The sequence below is a fragment of the Sphingobium ummariense RL-3 genome (genome assembly GCF_000447205.1).
GTDB classification, from domain to species: domain Bacteria; phylum Pseudomonadota; class Alphaproteobacteria; order Sphingomonadales; family Sphingomonadaceae; genus Sphingobium; species Sphingobium ummariense.
In genome coordinates this window covers 30,994-49,487 of record NZ_AUWY01000091.1, presented here as the reverse complement: position 1 = coordinate 49,487, position 18,494 = coordinate 30,994, and the positions used below count along the sequence as shown (strand labels likewise).

19 protein-coding genes are annotated in these 18,494 nt (G+C 65.3%); 9 read left to right on the top strand and 10 right to left on the bottom strand.

The window, feature by feature from the left end:
• Positions 1 to 234 precede the first annotated feature (234 nt).
• Together M529_RS37575 and M529_RS37570 are read right to left on the bottom strand one after the other, a co-directional pair.
• The gene (locus tag M529_RS37575; RefSeq protein WP_021318430.1) at positions 235 to 1,026 is read right to left on the bottom strand and encodes a 3-hydroxybutyrate dehydrogenase; all 792 of its coding nucleotides are present in this window, start codon (positions 1,024 to 1,026) and stop codon (positions 235 to 237) included.
• Positions 1,023 to 2,201 (bottom strand): patatin-like phospholipase family protein, encoded by a 1,179-nt coding sequence (locus M529_RS37570; RefSeq protein ID WP_031295056.1) that lies wholly within the window; start codon positions 2,199 to 2,201, stop codon positions 1,023 to 1,025. Before M529_RS37570 ends, M529_RS37575 begins: the two co-directional genes overlap by 4 nt.
• A 145-nt stretch (positions 2,202 to 2,346) precedes the next feature.
• On the opposite strand from M529_RS37570, the gene ypfJ reads away from it, so the two are divergent.
• Positions 2,347 to 3,222: a KPN_02809 family neutral zinc metallopeptidase gene (gene ypfJ, locus M529_RS37565; RefSeq protein ID WP_021318428.1), complete on the top strand. Its 876-nt coding sequence runs from the start codon at positions 2,347 to 2,349 to the stop codon at positions 3,220 to 3,222.
• A 51-nt stretch (positions 3,223 to 3,273) separates the two neighbouring features.
• On the opposite strand, the gene M529_RS37560 is transcribed toward ypfJ, so the two are convergent.
• Positions 3,274 to 3,453, bottom strand: a complete 180-nt coding sequence (locus tag M529_RS37560; protein ID WP_330217784.1) for a hypothetical protein — start codon at positions 3,451 to 3,453, stop codon at positions 3,274 to 3,276.
• Positions 3,454 to 3,529: 76 nt separating this feature from the next.
• Here M529_RS37560 and M529_RS37555 point away from each other — a divergent pair, with 76 nt between their 5' ends.
• The 4 genes from M529_RS37555 to M529_RS37540 all read left to right on the top strand — a co-directional run bounded on the left by M529_RS37555 (position 3,530) and on the right by M529_RS37540 (position 8,331).
• The gene (locus M529_RS37555) at positions 3,530 to 6,232 is read left to right on the top strand and encodes a bifunctional [glutamine synthetase] adenylyltransferase/[glutamine synthetase]-adenylyl-L-tyrosine phosphorylase (protein ID WP_021318426.1); all 2,703 of its coding nucleotides are present in this window, start codon (positions 3,530 to 3,532) and stop codon (positions 6,230 to 6,232) included.
• Entirely contained in the window at positions 6,232 to 6,693 is a 462-nt protein-coding gene (gene bcp, locus M529_RS37550; protein WP_031295055.1) for a thioredoxin-dependent thiol peroxidase, read from the top strand. Before M529_RS37555 ends, bcp begins: the two co-directional genes overlap by 1 nt.
• The gene (locus M529_RS37545; protein WP_021318424.1) at positions 6,690 to 7,499 is read left to right on the top strand and encodes a ferritin-like domain-containing protein; all 810 of its coding nucleotides are present in this window, start codon (positions 6,690 to 6,692) and stop codon (positions 7,497 to 7,499) included. The genes bcp and M529_RS37545 overlap by 4 nt, the downstream gene beginning before the upstream one ends.
• A 109-nt stretch (positions 7,500 to 7,608) precedes the next feature.
• The gene (locus M529_RS37540; protein WP_031295054.1) at positions 7,609 to 8,331 is read left to right on the top strand and encodes a M23 family metallopeptidase; all 723 of its coding nucleotides are present in this window, start codon (positions 7,609 to 7,611) and stop codon (positions 8,329 to 8,331) included.
• A 120-nt stretch (positions 8,332 to 8,451) separates the two neighbouring features.
• Here the strand turns inward: M529_RS37540 and M529_RS37535 are convergent, their stop codons facing one another.
• The 4 genes from M529_RS37535 to M529_RS37520 are packed head-to-tail and all read right to left on the bottom strand — an operon-like array spanning position 8,452 to position 13,044.
• Positions 8,452 to 9,798 carry an acetylxylan esterase gene (locus M529_RS37535; RefSeq protein ID WP_161626354.1) on the bottom strand — a complete coding sequence of 449 codons (1,347 nt, stop codon included), beginning with the start codon at positions 9,796 to 9,798 and terminating at the stop codon, positions 8,452 to 8,454.
• Positions 9,799 to 9,818: 20 nt separating this feature from the next.
• The gene (locus tag M529_RS37530) at positions 9,819 to 10,694 is read right to left on the bottom strand and encodes a Nif3-like dinuclear metal center hexameric protein (RefSeq protein WP_021318421.1); all 876 of its coding nucleotides are present in this window, start codon (positions 10,692 to 10,694) and stop codon (positions 9,819 to 9,821) included.
• Positions 10,694 to 11,608: a Nif3-like dinuclear metal center hexameric protein gene (locus M529_RS37525; RefSeq protein WP_021318420.1), complete on the bottom strand. Its 915-nt coding sequence runs from the start codon at positions 11,606 to 11,608 to the stop codon at positions 10,694 to 10,696. The genes M529_RS37530 and M529_RS37525 overlap by 1 nt, the downstream gene beginning before the upstream one ends.
• 5 nt (positions 11,609 to 11,613) lie before the next feature.
• Positions 11,614 to 13,044 (bottom strand): alpha/beta hydrolase family protein, encoded by a 1,431-nt coding sequence (locus M529_RS37520; protein ID WP_021318419.1) that lies wholly within the window; start codon positions 13,042 to 13,044, stop codon positions 11,614 to 11,616.
• Positions 13,045 to 13,159: 115 nt separating this feature from the next.
• Here M529_RS37520 and erpA point away from each other — a divergent pair, with 115 nt between their 5' ends.
• The 3 genes from erpA to M529_RS37505 all read left to right on the top strand — a co-directional run bounded on the left by erpA (position 13,160) and on the right by M529_RS37505 (position 14,910).
• Positions 13,160 to 13,486: an iron-sulfur cluster insertion protein ErpA gene (gene erpA, locus M529_RS37515; protein ID WP_021318418.1), complete on the top strand. Its 327-nt coding sequence runs from the start codon at positions 13,160 to 13,162 to the stop codon at positions 13,484 to 13,486.
• Between the two features lie 59 nt (positions 13,487 to 13,545).
• Entirely contained in the window at positions 13,546 to 14,319 is a 774-nt protein-coding gene (xth, locus tag M529_RS37510) for an exodeoxyribonuclease III (RefSeq protein ID WP_021318417.1), read from the top strand.
• Between the two features lie 66 nt (positions 14,320 to 14,385).
• Positions 14,386 to 14,910: a DUF2239 family protein gene (locus M529_RS37505; RefSeq protein ID WP_021318416.1), complete on the top strand. Its 525-nt coding sequence runs from the start codon at positions 14,386 to 14,388 to the stop codon at positions 14,908 to 14,910.
• Positions 14,911 to 14,914: 4 nt separating this feature from the next.
• On the opposite strand, the gene M529_RS37500 is transcribed toward M529_RS37505, so the two are convergent.
• Positions 14,915 to 15,793, bottom strand: coding sequence for a bestrophin family protein (locus tag M529_RS37500; protein ID WP_021318415.1), 879 nt, complete (start codon positions 15,791 to 15,793; stop codon positions 14,915 to 14,917).
• Between the two features lie 22 nt (positions 15,794 to 15,815).
• On the bottom strand, positions 15,816 to 16,049 hold the full coding sequence (locus M529_RS37495) for a hypothetical protein (RefSeq protein WP_021318414.1): 234 nt from the start codon (positions 16,047 to 16,049) through the stop codon (positions 15,816 to 15,818).
• 229 nt (positions 16,050 to 16,278) lie between these two features.
• Here M529_RS37495 and M529_RS37490 point away from each other — a divergent pair, with 229 nt between their 5' ends.
• Positions 16,279 to 17,217 (top strand): LysR family transcriptional regulator, encoded by a 939-nt coding sequence (locus M529_RS37490; protein ID WP_021318413.1) that lies wholly within the window; start codon positions 16,279 to 16,281, stop codon positions 17,215 to 17,217.
• Here M529_RS37490 and M529_RS37485 read toward each other — a convergent pair.
• Complete coding sequence (locus tag M529_RS37485; RefSeq protein WP_031295052.1) at positions 17,199 to 18,356, bottom strand: hypothetical protein; 1,158 nt, start codon at positions 18,354 to 18,356, stop codon at positions 17,199 to 17,201. The genes M529_RS37490 and M529_RS37485 overlap by 19 nt on opposite strands.
• Between the last annotated feature and the right edge of the window lie 138 nt (positions 18,357 to 18,494).

The following is an 18,494-nucleotide window of genomic DNA, read 5'->3' as shown; positions in this document are numbered from 1 at the left end:
GGCAGAGCATAAGGCGATTTTCCGCACGTTAAAGGGGGCTTAGGCCCTCCGTCCGGAAAGCAAGGGTGCGCAGGCAGCGCCGAACAATCGCACCGAGCGGGAGGGCTTGGGGAGAGGCGCGGTTCACAACGCGGCCTGCGCAGCAAGAAAACAGGGCGCGCGCGGCGCTGTTCCCGGGTGCCGATAACCCATGTAAGCGGACGCGTCGTTCGTGCGTCCCCCCAGCGCAAACGGCTATTGCGCCGTCCATCCTCCGTCGATGCTGAGGTTCGCGCCGGTAATGTTTGTCGCCGCCTCGCTGCACAGGTAGAGCGCCATGGCGGCGACCTGCTCGGCGGTAACGAACTGCTTCGTGGGTTGCCCGGCGAGGAGAACGTCGTTCATCACTTGCTCGCGCGTCATGCCGCGAGCCTTCATCGTGTCGGGAATCTGGTTTTCGACCAGGGGCGTCCAGACATAGCCGGGCGAGATGCAATTGGCCGTGATGCCGAAGGTGGCGACTTCCAGCGCAATCGTCTTGGTGAAGCCGGCGAGCCCGTGTTTCGCCGTGACATAGGCGCTTTTGAAGGGCGACGCTACCAGTGAGTGGGCACTGGCGGTCTGGATAATGCGACCCCATTTCCTGGACTTCATATAGGGGATCGCCAGCCGCGAGGTGTGGAAGGCAGCGTTGAGGTTCAGCGCGATGATGAGGTCCCATTTGTCGAGCGGAAACTCCTCGACCGGGGCGACATGCTGCATGCCGGCATTGTTGATCAAGATATCGACGCCACCGAACAGGTCCGCCGCTTCCTTCATCATCGCCTCGATCTGGTCCACCTTGGTCAGGTCGTGGCCGGAATAGTGCGCTTTCGCGCCGCTCGCCTGCTCCAGCGCCTGCCTTTCCGCCTCGATCGCCGCGGGATCGCCGAAGCCGTTAATGACCACGTTCGCACCTTCCGCCGCGAGCGCCTTGGCATAGGCGAGGCCGATGCCCGACGTGGATCCGGTGACGAGGGCGGTCTTGCCGGAAAGGGACGTGCTCATGCCTGCTTCTCCTTCAGGTGATCGGGTGAATCGAGGTCGAAGGTTGCGCTTCGGCCGTCCAGAATGTTGCGCGCGATCAGATCGCCCTTGTGCATGACTTCCTCTACCGCGTCCCGGCCCTGGCTCCAGTGATCGAGCATCGTCGTGCGGGAGAATTCGAAATCCTTGGCGCCGCTTTCCCAGTTGCGGCTGCGGTAGATCAGGTGGACGATGTTGACGGCGCCGCAATCCAGCATGTCGCGCAGCTTGCGCGCATCCGGATCGTCCTGCAGGTCGGGTGGCAGCTTGTCGAGCAGGGCCTTGATCGCGGCATGCTCGTGGCGCAGGCGCAGATACTGGTCGGTCACCTGGCGGGTGCGGCTGGAATATTGGATATCCTTGGTCCGCGAATAGACGTCGGTCATCTGGCGGGGCATCGGGCCTTCCGCCGGGAACAGGTCCACCTGGAAGATCAGCATGTCGTCGGTTTGATGATCCAGCACATGGGCGAGGGGAGTGTTCGACACGATGCCGCCGTCCCAATACCAGCGCCCGTCGATCTCCACCGGCGGAAGGCCTGGCGGCAGAGCGCCCGACGCCATGATGTGTCTTGCGTCGATGCGGGTATTGCCTCCTGGACCGCGCGTGTCCCAATAGGCGAAATTGCCGCTTTCCACGTCGACCGCCCCGACCGACAGGCGGACCGGCCCGTCATTCAGCAGATCCCAGTCCACGCAGGCGTCGAGCGTGTCCTTGAGCGGCGCGCTGTCATAGAAGCTGATCGCACCCGACGTGCCTTCCGGCATCAGCATGGCCGGCCATAGGCGGGGGCGGAACATGCCCGGCACACCAAAGGTTGCCACGGTGCCCGCAGCCAGCAGGTGCGCGGCCTCGCGAATATGGTCGATTTCCGGCAGGATGACGTTGGGCATCCCGCCCGAAACGGTGCGCCAAAACTTCCGCAGACGGCTGAGCCGCTTGTGCGGCGGGTTGCCCGCGATGATCGCCGCGTTGACGGCGCCGATGGAGATGCCCGCGACCCAGGTGACATCAATCCCGAGTTCGTCGAGCCGTTCGTAGATTCCGGCCTGGAAGGAGCCCAACGCGCCGCCGCCCTGGAGAAGCAGCGCCACCTGGCGTGGGAGTGGAAGGGGAGTTGCCGCGCGCAATCTGCGCGGTGGATCGGTATCGGCCATGACGCAGTGCAATATAGGGTTCGGCGCCCGCTTTCCAACTTAATGTATCGTAAGAAAGCAGTCATGCTGGCAACCAATTTCATGCCGCAGCCGTTCCAACACCTGCCCGAATCGCGTAGGCAGGGCGAAAGAAGCGAGGGATGCCATGCGGCTGGACGACGAACAGGAAAGCAGCCATTTCGAGGTGCAGGACGGACGAGGGGGCGGCTTCGGCGGTGGCGGCCTGGGCGGGTTCGGCATGCTGCTGCCTCTGATCGGCAGCCGGTTCGGTTGTGGTGGCATCGCGGTGGTGCTGATCATCATGCTGGTGATGGGTATCAATCCGCTGAGCCTTGTCGGCGGCGGCCAAGCGCCGCAGGTGCAGACCAGCAAGCCCGCAGATGCGGAACTGAGCGACATTCAGCGCACCTCGCTCCGGGTGCTCGGATCGACGGAAAGGCGCTGGGGGGACATTTTCCGCGCCCAAGGACAGCAATATGAGCCGCCGACCCTGGTCTTCTACAGCCAGAACGGTCAGTCGGGTTGCGGCGCGGCGCAATCAGCCATGGGGCCCTTCTACTGCCCGGCAGACCACCGCATCTATCTGGACACCGATTTCTTCCGGGAGATGGAAACGCGCTTCAATGCGCCGGGCGACTTCCCTATCGGCTATATCATCGCGCATGAGGTGGGCCATCATATCCAGACCCTGACCGGCATCGCCGATCAGGTGCGCAATGCCCAGCGTCGGGTCAGCGAGGCGGAGGGCAACGCGCTGCAGGTGAAGATGGAATTGCAGGCGGACTGCTATGCCGGTGTATGGGCCGCGCGCGACACGAACCTGATGGAACCGGGCGACCTGGAGGAGGGCATGCGCGCCGCCGAGGCGATTGGCGACGACACGCTGCAGAAGGCGGCCGGACAGCGGCCCGTGCCGGAAAGCTTTACCCACGGCACCAGTGCCGATCGGATGCGATGGCTGCGGCGAGGCCTTCAGACCGGTGATCCGGCAAAGTGTGATACCTTTGCGGAAGGCGCATGAATCGGTGCGAGGCAACCCCTTTGGACCTTATGGGGCTTGTCGCGGGGCCGGTCAGCCCAGCTTGGAGAGCAAGGCGAGCATATCGTCAGGCAGGGTGTCAGGCCGGGGGCGATAGGTCGAACGCAGGGCGCGGCCCACGCCTTCATACGGCGTCGGCAGGCCGACGGTGACGATCCGGCCCTTCGAGCCTTCCTGTTCCTGTGCCGATCGGCCGATTGATTTGCGCTGCATTTCCATATGCTGGAAACGGCCATGGTGGCCAAAAGTTTCTGGTCTTTGGCGCGGAGGCAGGCAATAGGCCGGAAGCATGAACGAGAGGATCGCCGATCGCCGGCCGGATCTGGAAGTCCGGATCCGCGCTCATTCGCCTTTTCTGGCGCGCCAGCTCGACCGCTTCCCCGAGGTAGCAGGCCTGGTAACGGCGGGGGATTTCGAAACCGCCCTGTCCGTCGTGGACACGGTGGCAGGTTCCGGCGATAGTGTAGCGCGCAGCCTGCGGCGGCGGCGCGGAGCGCTCGCGCTGGTCACGGCGGCGGCGGATCTTTCCGGCGCATGGGATCTGGATCGGGTGACGCGCACTCTGTCCGATTTCGCCGACCGGGCGCTGGACGAGGCGCTGGCAGCGGCCTTTCGGGAGCGCTATCCCGATTCCGAACCGCGCGGCTTCGCCGTCCTCGCACTAGGTAAGCACGGCAGCCGGGAACTCAACTATTCGTCCGACATCGACCCGATCCTGCTCTACGATCCTTTGACGCTGCCGCATGGCGAGCGGGAGGACCCCGCCGATGCAGCGGTGCGGCTCGGCCGGCGGATGAGCGAGTTGCTGACGGCGAGGGACGGGGACGGCTATGTCTTTCGCGTCGACTTGCGTTTGCGGCCCTCGCCCGAGGCGACGCCGATCGCCCTGCCAGTGGAGGCGGCGATCGGCTATTATGAATCGACCGCTCTGGGCTGGGAGCAGGCGGCCTTCATCCGCGCCCGGGCGGCGGCGGGTGACAGGACGGTCGGCGATTATTTTCTTCGCGCGATCCGGCCGTTCGTGTGGCGGCGCAGCCTGGACTTCGGTGCGATCGACGCGATCGTCGACATCAGCCGTCGCATCCGCGACCATTATGCGCAGGGACAGGCCTTCGGTCCGGGCTATGACCTCAAGCGCGGTCGCGGGGGCATCCGCGAAGTGGAGTTCTTCGCCCAGGTCCACCAACTCATTCACGGTGGGCGAGACCCTTCGCTGCGCCCGGGCGGTATGCGGGAGGCACTGCGTGCGCTCGCGGCGGCAGATGTGATCGAAGCGGATGTCGCCGCCAGGCTGGACGAAGCCTATGTGCTGTTCCGCACCGTCGAACACCGGCTGCAGATGGTCGAGGACCGGCAGACGCATGAACTTCCCAAGTCGTCCGATGCACTGGATAATGTCGCACGGTTGCATGGCCTTGCCGGCGGCGAAGCGCTGCTGGACGAACTGCGTCCGCATGTCGACTGGGTCGGGCGCAATTACGACCGGCTTACGCCGGTACAGGACAATGACGCGCTGTCGCAGAACGAGGATAGGCTGAAGGCCCAGCTTGCCGACATCGGTTTTACCGATGTTGAGACGCCTTTGGCGCGGATCGGGCGCTGGCGCGGTGGCGGCGTCCGCGCCTTGCGGAGTGCGCCGGCGCGCGAGGCGCTGGAGGGGCTGCTGCCTGGGCTGATGCTGGCGCTGGCCAAGGCGCCCGATCCGGTGCGGGCGCTAAACCGGCTCGACGATATGATTGCCCGGCTGCCGAGCGCGATCAATTTCTTCAAGCTGCTGGCGGCGCGGCCGGGCCTCGCGGAACTACTGGCCGAGATATTGAGCCATGCCCCGACGCTGGCCGACGCGTTGGGTCGGCGGGCGGAACTGCTCGAGGGGCTCATCGATGCTTCGACCTTTGATCCGCCGCCGTCGGTGGATGTGCTGGCCGGGCAATTCGCCGCGCTGGAGGCGGGCGAGGACTATCAGGCGCTGCTCGACCGGGTGCGCCAGCGGGTCGGCGACCGTCGCTTTGCGCTGGGCGCGCAGATCATCCGCGGCGGCGACCCGCTGGAGGCGGGGCGGGGCTATTCCCGGGTTGCCGAAGCGGCGATCGAGGCGCTAGCAAGGGCCACTGTTGCCGAGTTCGAGGTGGTGCATGGCAAGGTGCCGGGGGGCGAGATGGTCATCCTGGCGCTCGGCCGGCTCGGCGGTGGAGTGCTGACCCATGCCTCCGACCTCGATCTGGTCTATCTCTTCACGGGCGATTTCCTGGCGGAATCGAACGGTCCGCGGCCACTCGGCGCGACGCAATATTTCAATCGCCTGGGACAGCGCATTACCAACGCGCTGTCGGTACATACCGCATCGGGGCCGCTGTACGAGGTGGACACGCGGCTGCGGCCGTCCGGAGCGCAGGGGTTGCTGGCGGTCAGCCTCGACAGCTTCGCCCGCTATCAGCGCGAGGAGGCCTGGACCTGGGAGCATCTGGCGTTGACGCGCGCGCGGCCGGTCTTCGGATCATTGGCCGCGCGCATGGCGCTCGACGCGATCCTGATTGAGACGCTGGAGCGGCCGCGCGACTTCGACCGGCTGGCGCGTCATGCGGTGAAGATGCGTGCCGACATCGCGCGCCACAAGCCGCCTGCCGGCGAGCTTGACGTCAAGCTTGTGCCGGGCGGGCTGGTCGATCTGGAATTCCTGATCCACGTCAGCCAGTTCCGCCATCGCATGGCGTTCGATCCGGACCTGTCGAAGGCATTGGCGCAATTCGTCTCGGCTGGACATCTGCCGCAGGGGCTGATCGCCGCCCACGACCTCATCACCCGCTTCCTCATCGTGTCGCGGCTGGTGTCGCCGGGGTCGACCGAGCCAGCCGAGGCGACACGCCCGCTGGTTGCCCGGGCTTGCGGCGCAGCCGACTGGCCCAGCCTGCTTGAAAGCATCGCGCAGGCCCGGCAAAGCGTCGAGGCGAGTTGGCGCGCGTTTGCCGCGCCCTATGAGGAGACCGCATGATGCTGGAGCAAGGCGCAACCGTGCCCGCCGGGGTGCTGAAGGATGCGGAGGGGGCCACGTTCACTCTGGAACGCTACCGGGGCAAGCCGCTGGTAGTCTATTTTTATCCTAAGGCGGACACGCCCGGCTGCACCAGCGAGGCGAAGGATTTCACGTCGCTCGCTGCGGACTTCGCCGTGATCGGTGTGCCGGTGGTCGGCGTGTCGAAGGACAAGCCGGCAAAGCTGAAGAAGTTCGCCGAAAAATATGCCCTGGGCGTAGTGCTGGCTTCAGACGAGGAGGGAGTGGCCTGCGAAGCGTTCGGCACCTGGGTCGAGAAGTCGCTCTATGGTCGCAAATATATGGGGATCGAGCGGGCGACGTTTCTGATTGGCGCGGACGGCACGATCTTGCGCGTCTGGCCCAAGGTGAAGGTCAAGGGCCATGCGGAAGAGGTGCTGGAGGCGGCGAAGGCGCTTTGATCCTGCCTGATGCCACAGATTCGGTAGGCGCAGCCTGCGCCCGGGTGCTCCTGACGCCGGATCCGCACGCGAAGCTAATGGCTGCCCGGGCGGTGGCGCGTGCCTGGCGGCAGGGCAGGCTGGCGCATCGGTTCGATACGGTCATGCCCGATCGTCCGGCGCGTCCCGACGCGCCGCAGCTGCTGCCGCCCAATCGCATGCCCAAGCGCGGCAGGATCGGCTCGGAAAGGGCGCGCGTCGCTATGCTGCATGCCCTGGCGCATATCGAGTTCGTTGCGATCGATCTCGCCTTCGATCTGATCGGCCGTTTCGGCGGGGAGTTTCCGCCCGCCTTCGTCGATGACTGGATGCGCGTGGGCGCGGAGGAGGCGATGCATTTCGCCCTGCTCGACCGGCGATTACGGCAGATGGGGAGCCGTTACGGCGCGCTGCCTGCGCATGACGGGCTGTGGGAGGCGGCCAGCGAGACGGACAGTAACGCGCTCGCTCGGCTGGCCATCGTGCCGATGGTGCTGGAGGCGCGCGCGCTCGATATCACGCCGGTCACGGTGCAGCGGTTCGAGGCGGCAGGCGACCCAACCTCCGCCCGTATGCTGCGGCGAATCATGACCGATGAGATTCGTCATGTCGCAGCGGGGACGATCTGGTTCAAGCGGGCGACGAACCGAATGGGGCTCGACCCGGCCAAACATTACCAAAAGCTTGTGAAACGCCATTTCCGGGGAAGTCTGAAACCTCCATTCAACGACTCGGCGCGTCGGCAGGCCGGTTTGACGTGTGACTTCTATGTCGCGCTTGCAACATGAGCGCGGATTTGCAGTCTTCCGGGTGCGGGGTTTGATCCACGGATCATCGGTATGAACACGGGGAGCGCCGAAAGGTCAAAAGACCTTCGGTGATATAGTCGGGGTCGGCATGGTTATTTCTAAAAATATTCGTGATGCGCGTTGGTTCCATGGTGCCGCAAAGGCCGTGAAGTTTCTGGGAGGGGCAGCGATAGCGAGCGCGTTGTGCGCGGCCGCCCCCGCTCAGGCCGGCACGGACGATGATCCCTATGGCGATGCGTCGGAAATCAACACCAGCCCGCTGGGCCCGGCTGACGTCGGCTTTTCGACGCTGTTCGCCAGCCTCCAGCGCATGGATGGCCAGGCCAAGTCCGCCGCCTATATTCCCTCCGGTCGTCCCGTTGAGAAGCTGTCCCTGACTTCGAACTTCGGCGTTCGCTCCGACCCGTTCAATGGGGGGGCCCGCATGCACAAGGGCATCGATATCCCCGGTCCGATGGGTACGCCGATCTATGCCACTGCCGACGGCATCGTCAGCCGGTCCGGTTGGGCCAGCGGCTATGGCAACCTCGTCCAGATCTCGCACGGCAGCGGCATGGAAACGCGCTACGGCCATATGTCGAAGCTGCTCGTCGCACCCAACAGCTATGTCCATCGTGGCCAGGTGATCGGCCTGATGGGCTCGACCGGTCGCTCCACCGGCAGCCACCTGCATTATGAGGTGCGGGTCGATGGTCAGGCGATCAACCCGATCCCGTTCGTCGCCGGCCCGGATTATCTGGTGGCGATGAACACCAAGCCGCCCGTCGCCATGGGCGGCCCGACCAAGGCCCAGGAAAAGGCCGCCGACTAGGGCACGCACTCACGGGTAATGGGCGCGGGCTGGCGGATCGGAAGGCTGCCGTGAAGCGCGCCCGCCAATCCCTTACGGCCTTGATGAGTGAAGGCGCGAGCAAGCTATTCCGGGGGGCTTCTATTCAGATCCCGCCCAATCGCGTCGCGGTACGAAGCGGCCGGTGCGCTTGATCTCGTCCAGCACCTCGCGCGAACGGCGGTAGTAATCGCCTTCCTTCTGCGGCGTGATGTGGTTGTGGTCGCTCTCCACCATCGGCACCGGCTCCTTGGCTCCCGGGATCTGCGCGAGAGCGGTGAAGATCCCGACGGGCGGCGACGTCTCATCAAGAAAGCCGACACCCGCCAGCACCGGCGCCTGGATCCTCGAAGCGAAGTTCACGGTGTCGAAATAGAGCGCGGTATTCGCGATTGCCGGATTGGTCACATTCCAGTTCGGATAGCCCGCCTTGGCCCCGTACAGATCGCCATTGGTGAGCGCGCCGGAGGGAACGTTGATCAGTACCGCCGTCACATGGTCGGGATTGAGGCCAGCGGTCGCGAGGCTCTGCTGCCCGCCCATGCTGGTACCCATCAGCACGATCGTCTTGCCGTCCCAGTCGGGGCGGCTGCGGATATAGTCGAGCGCGCGCGTGTCGCGGAGATACATGTTGAGAAAATAGGAGGTCTCGCGGCTTTCCGCTCCGATCCTGGCATAGTCGCGCGGCGCCGTGGCCTCGGTCGGCGCCATGTCGTGCGAATCGACGTTGAACGCCAGCCAGCCCTCGGCCGCGCGCGCGGTCGATGTCTCGGGCACGAGCGGATAGACGCCGGCATATTGGAAGATCACCAGCGCCGGATATCTGCCCGGCTTTGTCGGCTTGGCGAGATAGCCGCGGACATGGCTGCCGAGGCTGTCCAGCGTCACTGTCGACAGTTCGACGCCGGACTCGGTGGTCGCGGTCGGCTCCAGCACCGGGTTGATCGGCACCTTCCTGAGTTGCGCCAGCTTGCCTGCCCAGAAGGCGTCGAAATCGGCCGGACGCGCGGCCGCGGGCTTGAGCGACAGCGGCGCGACCGCTGCGGCTACGGCGAGCCGGTCGCGCTCCTGCGGCGTCAGCTGCGCGATGTCGATGGGCTCCGGTCCGTCGGTCAGCGGGGTCAACTGCATCCGCAGCATTCCCGGCCGATCCAGTCTTGTTTCGATCGTGCCGACGCCGCCCTTCAGGTCGATGGTGCCGCTGGCGATCACCGTGCTGTTGTTCTCCCGGATCTCATAGCCGAAACGCTGGGGGCCAAGGCCCAGCGGCACGCGCAGCGTCCAGCCGACTCTTTCTCCCACGGCATAGATGCCATTGCGATGGAATGGCTCGAAGGTGACGGCCGGGTTGAAGCTGCCTACGGCGGGGCGCGGTGCGGCTGGTGGCGTCTGCGCCGGGGCGGTGGCGGCCAGCATCAGCGCGATTGCGCCGGTTACGGCATGTCTCATCTTCATTCCCCGCCTCGCCATCATGCTTTTCCCGCGCCCATGGGCTTCAGCGTCCAATAGGGTTCGGGCTGCGCGAAGAATGTCACCGGCACTTCGGGCACGAAGCCTTTCAGCCATTCGGCGCAATAGCGCATTCCCCCTTCGACCGACTTGGCCTGGCCGAGCAGGATCAGCCCTTTCCTGAGGCCGGTCGCGATCATGTCCTGCGCATATTCGACCGCTTCCCATTCGCGCGTATAGCCGCATATGACGACGTCCACGTCGCTGTTGAGCAGCTTGATCGTGGGCAGCTGGGCGGCATTGCCCCAGCTTGCAGCGACGCGGGAGACTGGGAGCTTCGGATCGCCGACCACGCGCAGGGTGCGGTCGTCCAGCTTCTCGGCCAGCTCGCGCGCGAGCCCCAGCAATGTGGTGGGTGACAGCAGGAAGCGGTCGATGTCCCCGCCCGGCGCGCGTCGGGATTCCCAGTCGAGCGCCCGCGCCATGCCGACCGAAATGCCGTCGGGCACGCGGTCGCGGAAATGGTCCCGGAAGTGGAACACCACCATGTCATGCGCGCGCAGGAAGTCGCGCTTCGCCTGGAAGCCGGGATAGGCGGTCGCGCGCTCCAGATTGTCGGTTTCCGACCAGAACGGCCCGTCATAGGCGACGACAAGGTTGCACCCCGCCTCCGATGCCGCGCGAAGCCCCTCCATCGACGCGATGGCCATCGTCGCGATGCCCTTGACGATGGTGGTCGGATCGCCGGCGACGATCCGGTCGACCGTCTTCGGCCGCGCCGCGACATCACCCTGCGCCAGGATGCGATCGACGATCTGGAGCGCGGTAGGCGGGCCTGCAGGACGGGGCTGGAAAGGCGAGGCGGCAGCCGCGGGGCTAGCGGGAGGCTGGAGCATCAGGCGAGTCTCGTGTCGATTTCGAACACCGGCCGGTCGATGTTCCAATAGGGCTCGATGATCGGCACATAGCGGACGGGCACTTCGGTGACAAAGCCCTTCAGCCATTCGGCGCAGGCCTTCATCCCCCATTGCTCCGACAGCACATGGCCCAGCACGATCAGCGCCTTTTTCCGGCCGGAGGCTACCGCATCGCGCGCATAGGCGATCAGGTCCCAGTCCTGCGTCTCGCCGATCACCAGCACGTCGGCCTCGCTTTCCAGGAAATCGATGCCGGGGAAGGCCGAGCAATTGCCCCAGCTTTCATAGACGACCGACACCGGCAGCGCCGGATCGCCGATGATGCGAAGAGTGCGGTTGCCCATCCGCCGCTGAAACTCCCGGGCGAGCGCCATCAGGGTGGTCTGCGGGATGGTGAACATCCGCTGGTTGTCGGCATGCATGTAGCGCGACCAGCCCATCAGCTGCATGGTGCCGAGGTTGATCCCGTCGATCGGCCGCAACGCGTGCCAGTGATCGTGGAGGTGATAGGAGACCATGTTGTGCGCGGCCAGGAAATCGCGCTTGCGATGGTAGAGCGGGTCGTCCTGGATATAGGTCAGCGTGTCCTGGTGCGACCAGTAGGTGGACTCGTGCGTGAAGACGAGGTTGAGGCCCTGTCGCGCCGCGGCCTTCAGCGCGTCGAAGGTCGCCATCATCGTCGTTACGATGCCGGTGACCACGGTGTCCGCCGAACCCGATTTATAGCCGTCGACCCCGCCCTCGCGCCACGGCCCGCCGACATGCTGCTTCATCCGCTCGATCACCGCGCCGGCGGTCAGCCCGGACGCGGCGAAGGCGGAGCTGCCGGCGATCATCCCGGCAGCCGCACCGCCCGCCAGCAGGCCGCGGCGGGAGAAAGTCAGATCCTTCATGGGCTTCACCTGTCGAAATAGCGGGACGCGAACGCGATGAAATAGGGCCAGTTCGGCGCGGGCGTATGCCCCCATTCATGCTGGCGGAAAGCGATATCGCCATCGTCGACCAAAGTCTTCATCGGCGGGAAGGTAGCGGTGCCCAGCCCCTTCCGGCCGAGCAATTCCCATGCCGGGCTGGCGGCCGATGCCGCCATGAACATCCCCTGCGCATCCTGCCAGGCGTCTCCAGGCATATATTCCGGCTCCGTCAGCAGCGCGCCGCCGCCGATGAATATGGGGCGGGGCGCCACCAGCGCGATAAACTGGTGGCTGTCGACCGGCAGCTCGTCAGGCGAATGGCCGACCGCCGCATATTTCAGGAAATTGCCCGCGAACCAGTGAAACTCGTTCGGGGCGGCGAGGTTGGCGACGGTTTCGCCATAGTTGCGGCGATAGAGGTTGGCGCCGCCCGCGCCCGAACTGCTGATGAAGCCGATGGCGATCCGCGGGTCGTCCGCCATCGCGACCAGCGCCGCCTTGCCTCCGCGCGAATGGCCGAAGGTGCCGATCCTGCGCGGATCGACGTCCCTGTCAGTGACGAGATAGTCCACCGCGCGCGCCTGCGCCCATGCCCAGGCGCGCAGCACGCCCCAGTCGGTCAGCGAGCGCGGCTTGCCCTTGTTGACAAGGCCGATGATCCCCTTGTCCAGACCGGCGCCATTGTCCGCCTGGATGTCCGTGGTGTTCATCCAGACGAAGCCCCAGCCCTTCTCCAGCAGCAGCTGGGCGCTGTCGGGCGGATCGGCGGGGGCCGCCAGCAGATGGGTGACCTGACCGGGCGCGGGCGCTGGGCGGGCGAATGTCGGCCGCGGCCGGACCGACCCGCCGCCGATGATCACGGGCACGCGCCGACCCTGGGCCGCCGCCGGGGTGACCACATCGAGCTGGATATCGACCGTGATCGCCGGATAGGCGGAGTTGTCGACATGGCCGGTGACGTGCTTCACGATGGCTTCGACCCCTGCCACTGTCTGGCGTTCCGTACCGGTTACTCTCCAGCTGACCTTGGGGATATGCGCCGGATAGCGGCCATAGACCTGGTCGTCGAACAGCGCCTTGATCTCCGCGCGGCGCTGCGGCCAGGTGGCCCGTGTCACCCCGGCGCCGTTCTGCATCTTCAGCAGCGGCGGCAGCGCGGGATAGGGATTGGCGCGGGCCTCGTCATAATTGGCGTTGCACGGCTTGTCGGGTTCGAAGGCGCTGACGGGAGGCTGCATCGCGGCGATTCCCAGCAACTTCATCTCCCGAGCGCGCTCGGCGGCGGAGGCTTCGGCGATCGGGTTGGCGGGCGTCGCTGCCGGACAGGCTTCGGGGCTGGTGCCTGGGGATTGCGCGTGCGCGCCGGTCATCATGAGGAGCGCCAAGGCCGCGCCCCGCCGTCCGGCCGTCCACATCGGCATTCCTCCCCGCCGTGTAAATCCTATAGGATTCTTCTGTGCCCCGGCCCCGTCGATGTCAAGCGATCAGCCTTTCCTTGCCCCGCGCCCTGCCAGATCCTATCTACATGCCATGGCTGATATTGCGCTCACCCCTTCTGCCGCCGCTCGCGTCGCGGCCATCGCCGCCAAGCAGGGCAAGCCGGCCATCCTGCGGCTGGCGGTCGAAGGCGGTGGCTGCTCGGGCTTCCAGTATCGCTTCGGCCTGGCGGATGCCGTCGAGCCCCAGGATGTGACGGTCCAGACCGACGGCGTCACGCTGGTAGTGGACGATGTCAGCATCGACCTGGTGCGCGGGGCCGCAGTGGACTTCGTGTCCGATCTGGGCGGCGCCGCGTTCAAGGTGACCAATCCCAACGCGACCGCGGGCTGCGGTTGCGGTTCGAGCTTCTCGGTCTGAGCGGACCCTTGTCGAGTCCGCCTCCCTCCCTCTAGGAGGAGTGGGAGGAGACCCGACCGATGCGCATCGCCACCTTCAACATCAACGGCATCAAGGCGCGCCTGCCGCGCCTGCTGGAATGGCTGGGCGAGACGCAGCCGGACGTCGCCTGCCTGCAGGAGATCAAGACATCCGACGACACCTTCCCGATCAAGGACATCGAGGAAGCGGGCTATGGCGCGATCTGGCACGGGCAGAAAGGTTTCAACGGCGTCGCCATCCTGGCGCGGGGCGAGACCCCGGTCGAGGTGCGCCGTGGCCTGGAAGGCGAGCCGGAGGATGAGCATAGCCGCTATATCGAGGCCGATGTGAAGGGGGTGCGGGTGGCGTCCATCTACCTGCCCAACGGCAACCCCCAGCCTGGCCCCAAGTTCGACTACAAGCTGCGCTGGATGAAGCGGTTGCGCGACCGCGCTACGGAAATCTGGGCGGAGGAAGTGCCGGCGGTGCTGGCTGGCGACTATAATGTCATCCCGCACGACCGCGACGTCTATTCGGTCAAGGCCATGGCCGACGATGCGCTGATGCAGCCGGAAAGCCGGGCCGCCTACCGCCGGCTGCTGGGCGATGGTTGGACCGACGCGATCGCCAGCCGGCATCCGGCCGGCGGGGTGTGGACCTATTGGGACTATCAGATGAACGCCTGGCCGCGCGACGCCGGCTTCCGCATCGACCATCTGCTGCTGAGCCCCGCCGCTGCGGACCGCCTGCTGGACGCGCAGGTGGACAGGGATTTCCGCGGGCGGGAGAAGGCGAGCGATCATGCCCCCACCTGGGTCGAACTGCAGGAATGATTTTACCCGGATCATATTGACTCTATTAAATCCGGGTAATAATGGCGGTGCCGAAGGAGATTCGGCATGACACGCACATTGACGGCCTTTGCGGGGGACCTGTGGATCGCCACCGGCGATGAGGAGGAGGTACGCGCCGCCTTGCTTGCCATGGGCGACCAGGCTCAGGCGTTGCTGCTGTTCGACGATTCGACGGGGCGGCAGGTGGACATTGATTTGCGTGGTGGCACGGCGGCGGCGGAGCAGCGTGGGCGCGGACGGCCCAGGCTGGGTGTGCAGGCGCGTGAAGTGACGCTCCTCCCCCGTCACTGGGAATGGCTGGCGACGCAGCCAGGCGGCGCGTCCGCTACCTTGCGGCGTTTGGTGGATGCGGCGCGCAGGGAAGGGACGGAGCGGCCCTCGCCGCGCGCTGCCATGGATGCGGCCTATCATTTCATGACCGCCATTGCCGGGGACCGTTCCGGTTACGAGGCGGCGATCCGGGCGCTCTATGCTCGCGACCGCGCAGGCTTCGAGGAGGCGATGGCGCGATGGCCGTCGGCGATCCGCGACCATGCGATCGCGCTGGGAGAGGCTGCCTTCGTCGCCTGATATCCTACCAGAGCACGCCGTCGACCGGATCGATCAGGGGAGGGGGATCCTGACCGATCGACTGGCGCAGGTCGCCCTCGATCATCGTCGTGACGCTGAGCAGAGGAAGGTCGTGGATCGTATTGGCGAAGGGATCGACCAGGTCATCGCCGATCTGAAGCACCGCCAGATACATGAACCCCGCCATCGCCGAGCCAATCGGCGTCGCGACACCCAGCGTTTCGACCAGGCCGACCGGTAGAAGGATACAGAACAGCCGCGTGAAGAATTTGGGGAAGCTGCGATATTGCGCGGGTAGCGGTGTGTTCTTCAGCCTTTCCATGCCGCCCTGGGCATTCGACATGTCGACCAGCATCGCTTCGAGCCGGCTCTGCTGGATGGTGTCGATCCATCCCTGGCGCACGGCGTCGGCCATCCGCTTGTCGGACCCCTCCAGCAGCGCATTCGCGGGATTGCGGCGGGACAGTTCGGGAACATCATCACATCCCAGCACACGCTGGACATCGGGCGCCGGGTCCTGGCGACGCAGCTGGCACCGCAGCGCATGGACATAGGCGATATGGCGCTGGACCAGTTCGTCTGCCAACTCCCGGCCGCACGAGGGCAGATAGGCCAGGATGGCGCGCGTGAAGCTGCGCGAGACATTGACCATCCCGCCCCACAGGATGCGGCCTTCCCACCAGCGCTGATAGGCGGAATTGACCCTGAATCCCAGGATCAGCGCCAGCGCCGTGCCGAAGATGGTCAGCGGCAGCGCCGGTGCCCGGAATGGCGACAGGAAATAGAAGATGGTGACGGCAAGATCCCAGAAGAACAGCGCGATGAGGGCGCTCCAGGCCTTCTGGAATGCCTGACGTATACGCGGTGTATGGCCAACGATCATGATGTAGCTTGGGGAAGCGGATTCAGGCGCCCATCTCGTCATCGTCAAGCCGCAACCAAGCATGGCGCAGCGCGAGGGCACCCATGATGCCCGCCGCCTTGATCGTTGCGATATGAAGCGTCGGCGTCATGTGCGCCACGCACAGCCACAGGAAAACCAGCCCCATAAGCAGGGCGGCCCAGAGCGGCAGAAATTCAATGTCGTTCCAGGCAATGGCGGAGCGGGCGCAGCGTCCGGCGCGGGCAAGGGCCAACATATCAATTCTCCTCAACAGGATGGCGGGAAGTCATGGGAGAAAGGATTGATGCGGTGCACAAGTGCGGGTCAACTGGCTTTGCCCTTTGCAAACCAGCCTTGCGGATGACGCAAATACCGCAATTTTACGTCACAAATCAGATGGAAAGGGGACAGATGGAAATGCTTTCATACCATCTTGCAACAGGCTCTCTATTGCGCTGCAGCGCATCTCGCATAGCTGTGGAAGCATGCCTGACCGCTTTTCCGAAATCCTGTCCTTCATAAAGATCGCCGAATCGGGGAGCCTGTCGGAGGCCGCCCGCCGGCTCGGTCTCTCGCTGGCGGCCACCAGCCGGCGCCTGTCGCAGTTGGAAACGAGGCTGGGTGTTGCCCTGGTGCGCAGAAACAGCCGCAACCTGACGCTGACAGAGGAAGGAGCAGTGTTCTACGAGCGGGCCGGGCAGGCGCTGGCCGATATGGATCACGCAGAATCCGCAGTGATGCGGGCTGCGACCGAGGCCGCCGGGGTGCTGCGCGTCGTCACGACGGTGAGTGTCGGCCGCTCGCGCTTGGCGCCCATGCTCCAGCACTATGCGATGCTCCATCCGGAAGTGACGATCCACGTGGAAACGGCGGCGCAGCTCGGCAACATCGTGGAGACAGGGCATGATATCGCGATCTGCTTCGATCCGCCCGCCGACTCCGCGCTCACGATGAAGCGCCTGGCGGATAACCCCCGCGTGATCTGCGCTTCGCCGGCCTATATCGCGCGCAGGGGCGAGCCCCGGCGCATTATGGACCTGACGATGCATGACACCATTGCCGTCGAAAGCGGCCAGCAGGATGCCTGGCGCATGATCGACCTCGCAGGCGTGCGGCCGCGCCGGACGCTGCGCACCAATGATGGGGAGGTGGCGCGGCTGTGGGCGCTGGACGGCGCCGGCGTGGTCATCAAGTCGCTCTGGGATGTGGCCGAAGACCTGCGCGCCGGCCGGCTGCAGCAGGTGATGAAGACCATCGTCCTGCCGTCGTCGCCGATCGTTGCCCTTTACGTCGCGCGGCAGGGCGAGACCGCCAAGGTGCGCAGCTGCGTCGACTTTCTTGCCCGGTGCCTGCGACAGGAACGGGGCGAGACAATTGCTGTCTCAGGACAGACCAGCCCTGCGCCTCAGAGAGCCTTCTCGTAGATCTGGTAGACCTTGTTGACCTTGCTCTCGATGGCATCGGCGATGGCGTTCATGCCCTGGTTGTCGTCCAGAACCCAGCCGATCTCGCCACGCTCCGCGCCATAATGGGCGGTCGCGTTGCGGCGGATATATTCGATCATCATGAAGGCGAGCTGGCTTGCGAGGCGCGAGGCCTGAAGCCGCTGCACCACGCCCATCAGCGGCACGCGCATCGTCCTCGACCGCGGCTTGCGCAGCCACAGCAGCAGCTTCGCCCAGCCGAAGGGGAAGAGCGAACCCCTGAGCGGCTTCAGCGGCTCGTTGAGGTCGGGCAGCGTCATCATGAAGGCGACCGGCTCGCCGTCCAGCTCCGCGATCATGATGAGGTCGTTGAACACCAGGGGCTTCAGCTTCTTGCCGGTGAAGGCGACTTCCGAATCGGTGATCGGCACGAAGCCCCAGTTCTTCCCCCACGCATCGTTCAGGATGTGGAGGATGATCGCCGCCTCCTCATCGAACCTCGACTTGTCGACATTGCGGATGCGGATGCGCTCGTTCTTCTCGCCGGAGGAGACGATGCGCTGGATCAGCGGCGGGAAGTTCTTCGTGATGTCCAGCTCATAGGTCTTGAGCTGCTTGACCGGGCGATAGCCGGCCCCTTCGATCATCGCCTGATAGGCGGGGCTGTCATGGCCCATCATGACCGTGGGCGGATGGTCGTGGCCCTGGATGAGGAGTCCGGGTTCCTCCCAGATCGACAGCGAGATGGGGCCGAGCACGCGGGTCATGCCCTTGCCCCGCAGCCAGTCCTCCGCTGCCGCCAGCAGCGCCTTTGCCGCCGCGTCGTCATCCGCCTCGAACAGACCGAAATGGCCGGTGCCCGGCCCCATGCCTTGCTCGACCGGCATGCCGGTGGCGAGATGGTCGATATGGGCGGAGATGCGGCCGACCACCCGGTCGCCCCGCCGCGCCAGGAAATAGCCGGCTTCGGCATGTTCGAAAAAGGGGTTCTTGCCCGGGGTGATCAGGTCGTAGGCCTCCTGCTTCAGGGGCGCGACCCAGTTCGGATCGTTCGCATAGAGGCGCCAGGGCAGCTCGACGAAGGCCTTGCGGTCGGCCTTGGAAAAAACAGGAGAAATCACCAGATCAGTATGCGCCATGGCAGTACCCTTGATAGCTTTGCCGAGCAGTTCGGCGCTTGTTTCGGGATTGTCAATCAGGGGCTGTCCGCATGACGCCAAGATGGCGATCCTGTCATGGTGTTGCCACGATTGTAGCGCATTTCCGCGATAGGAGCG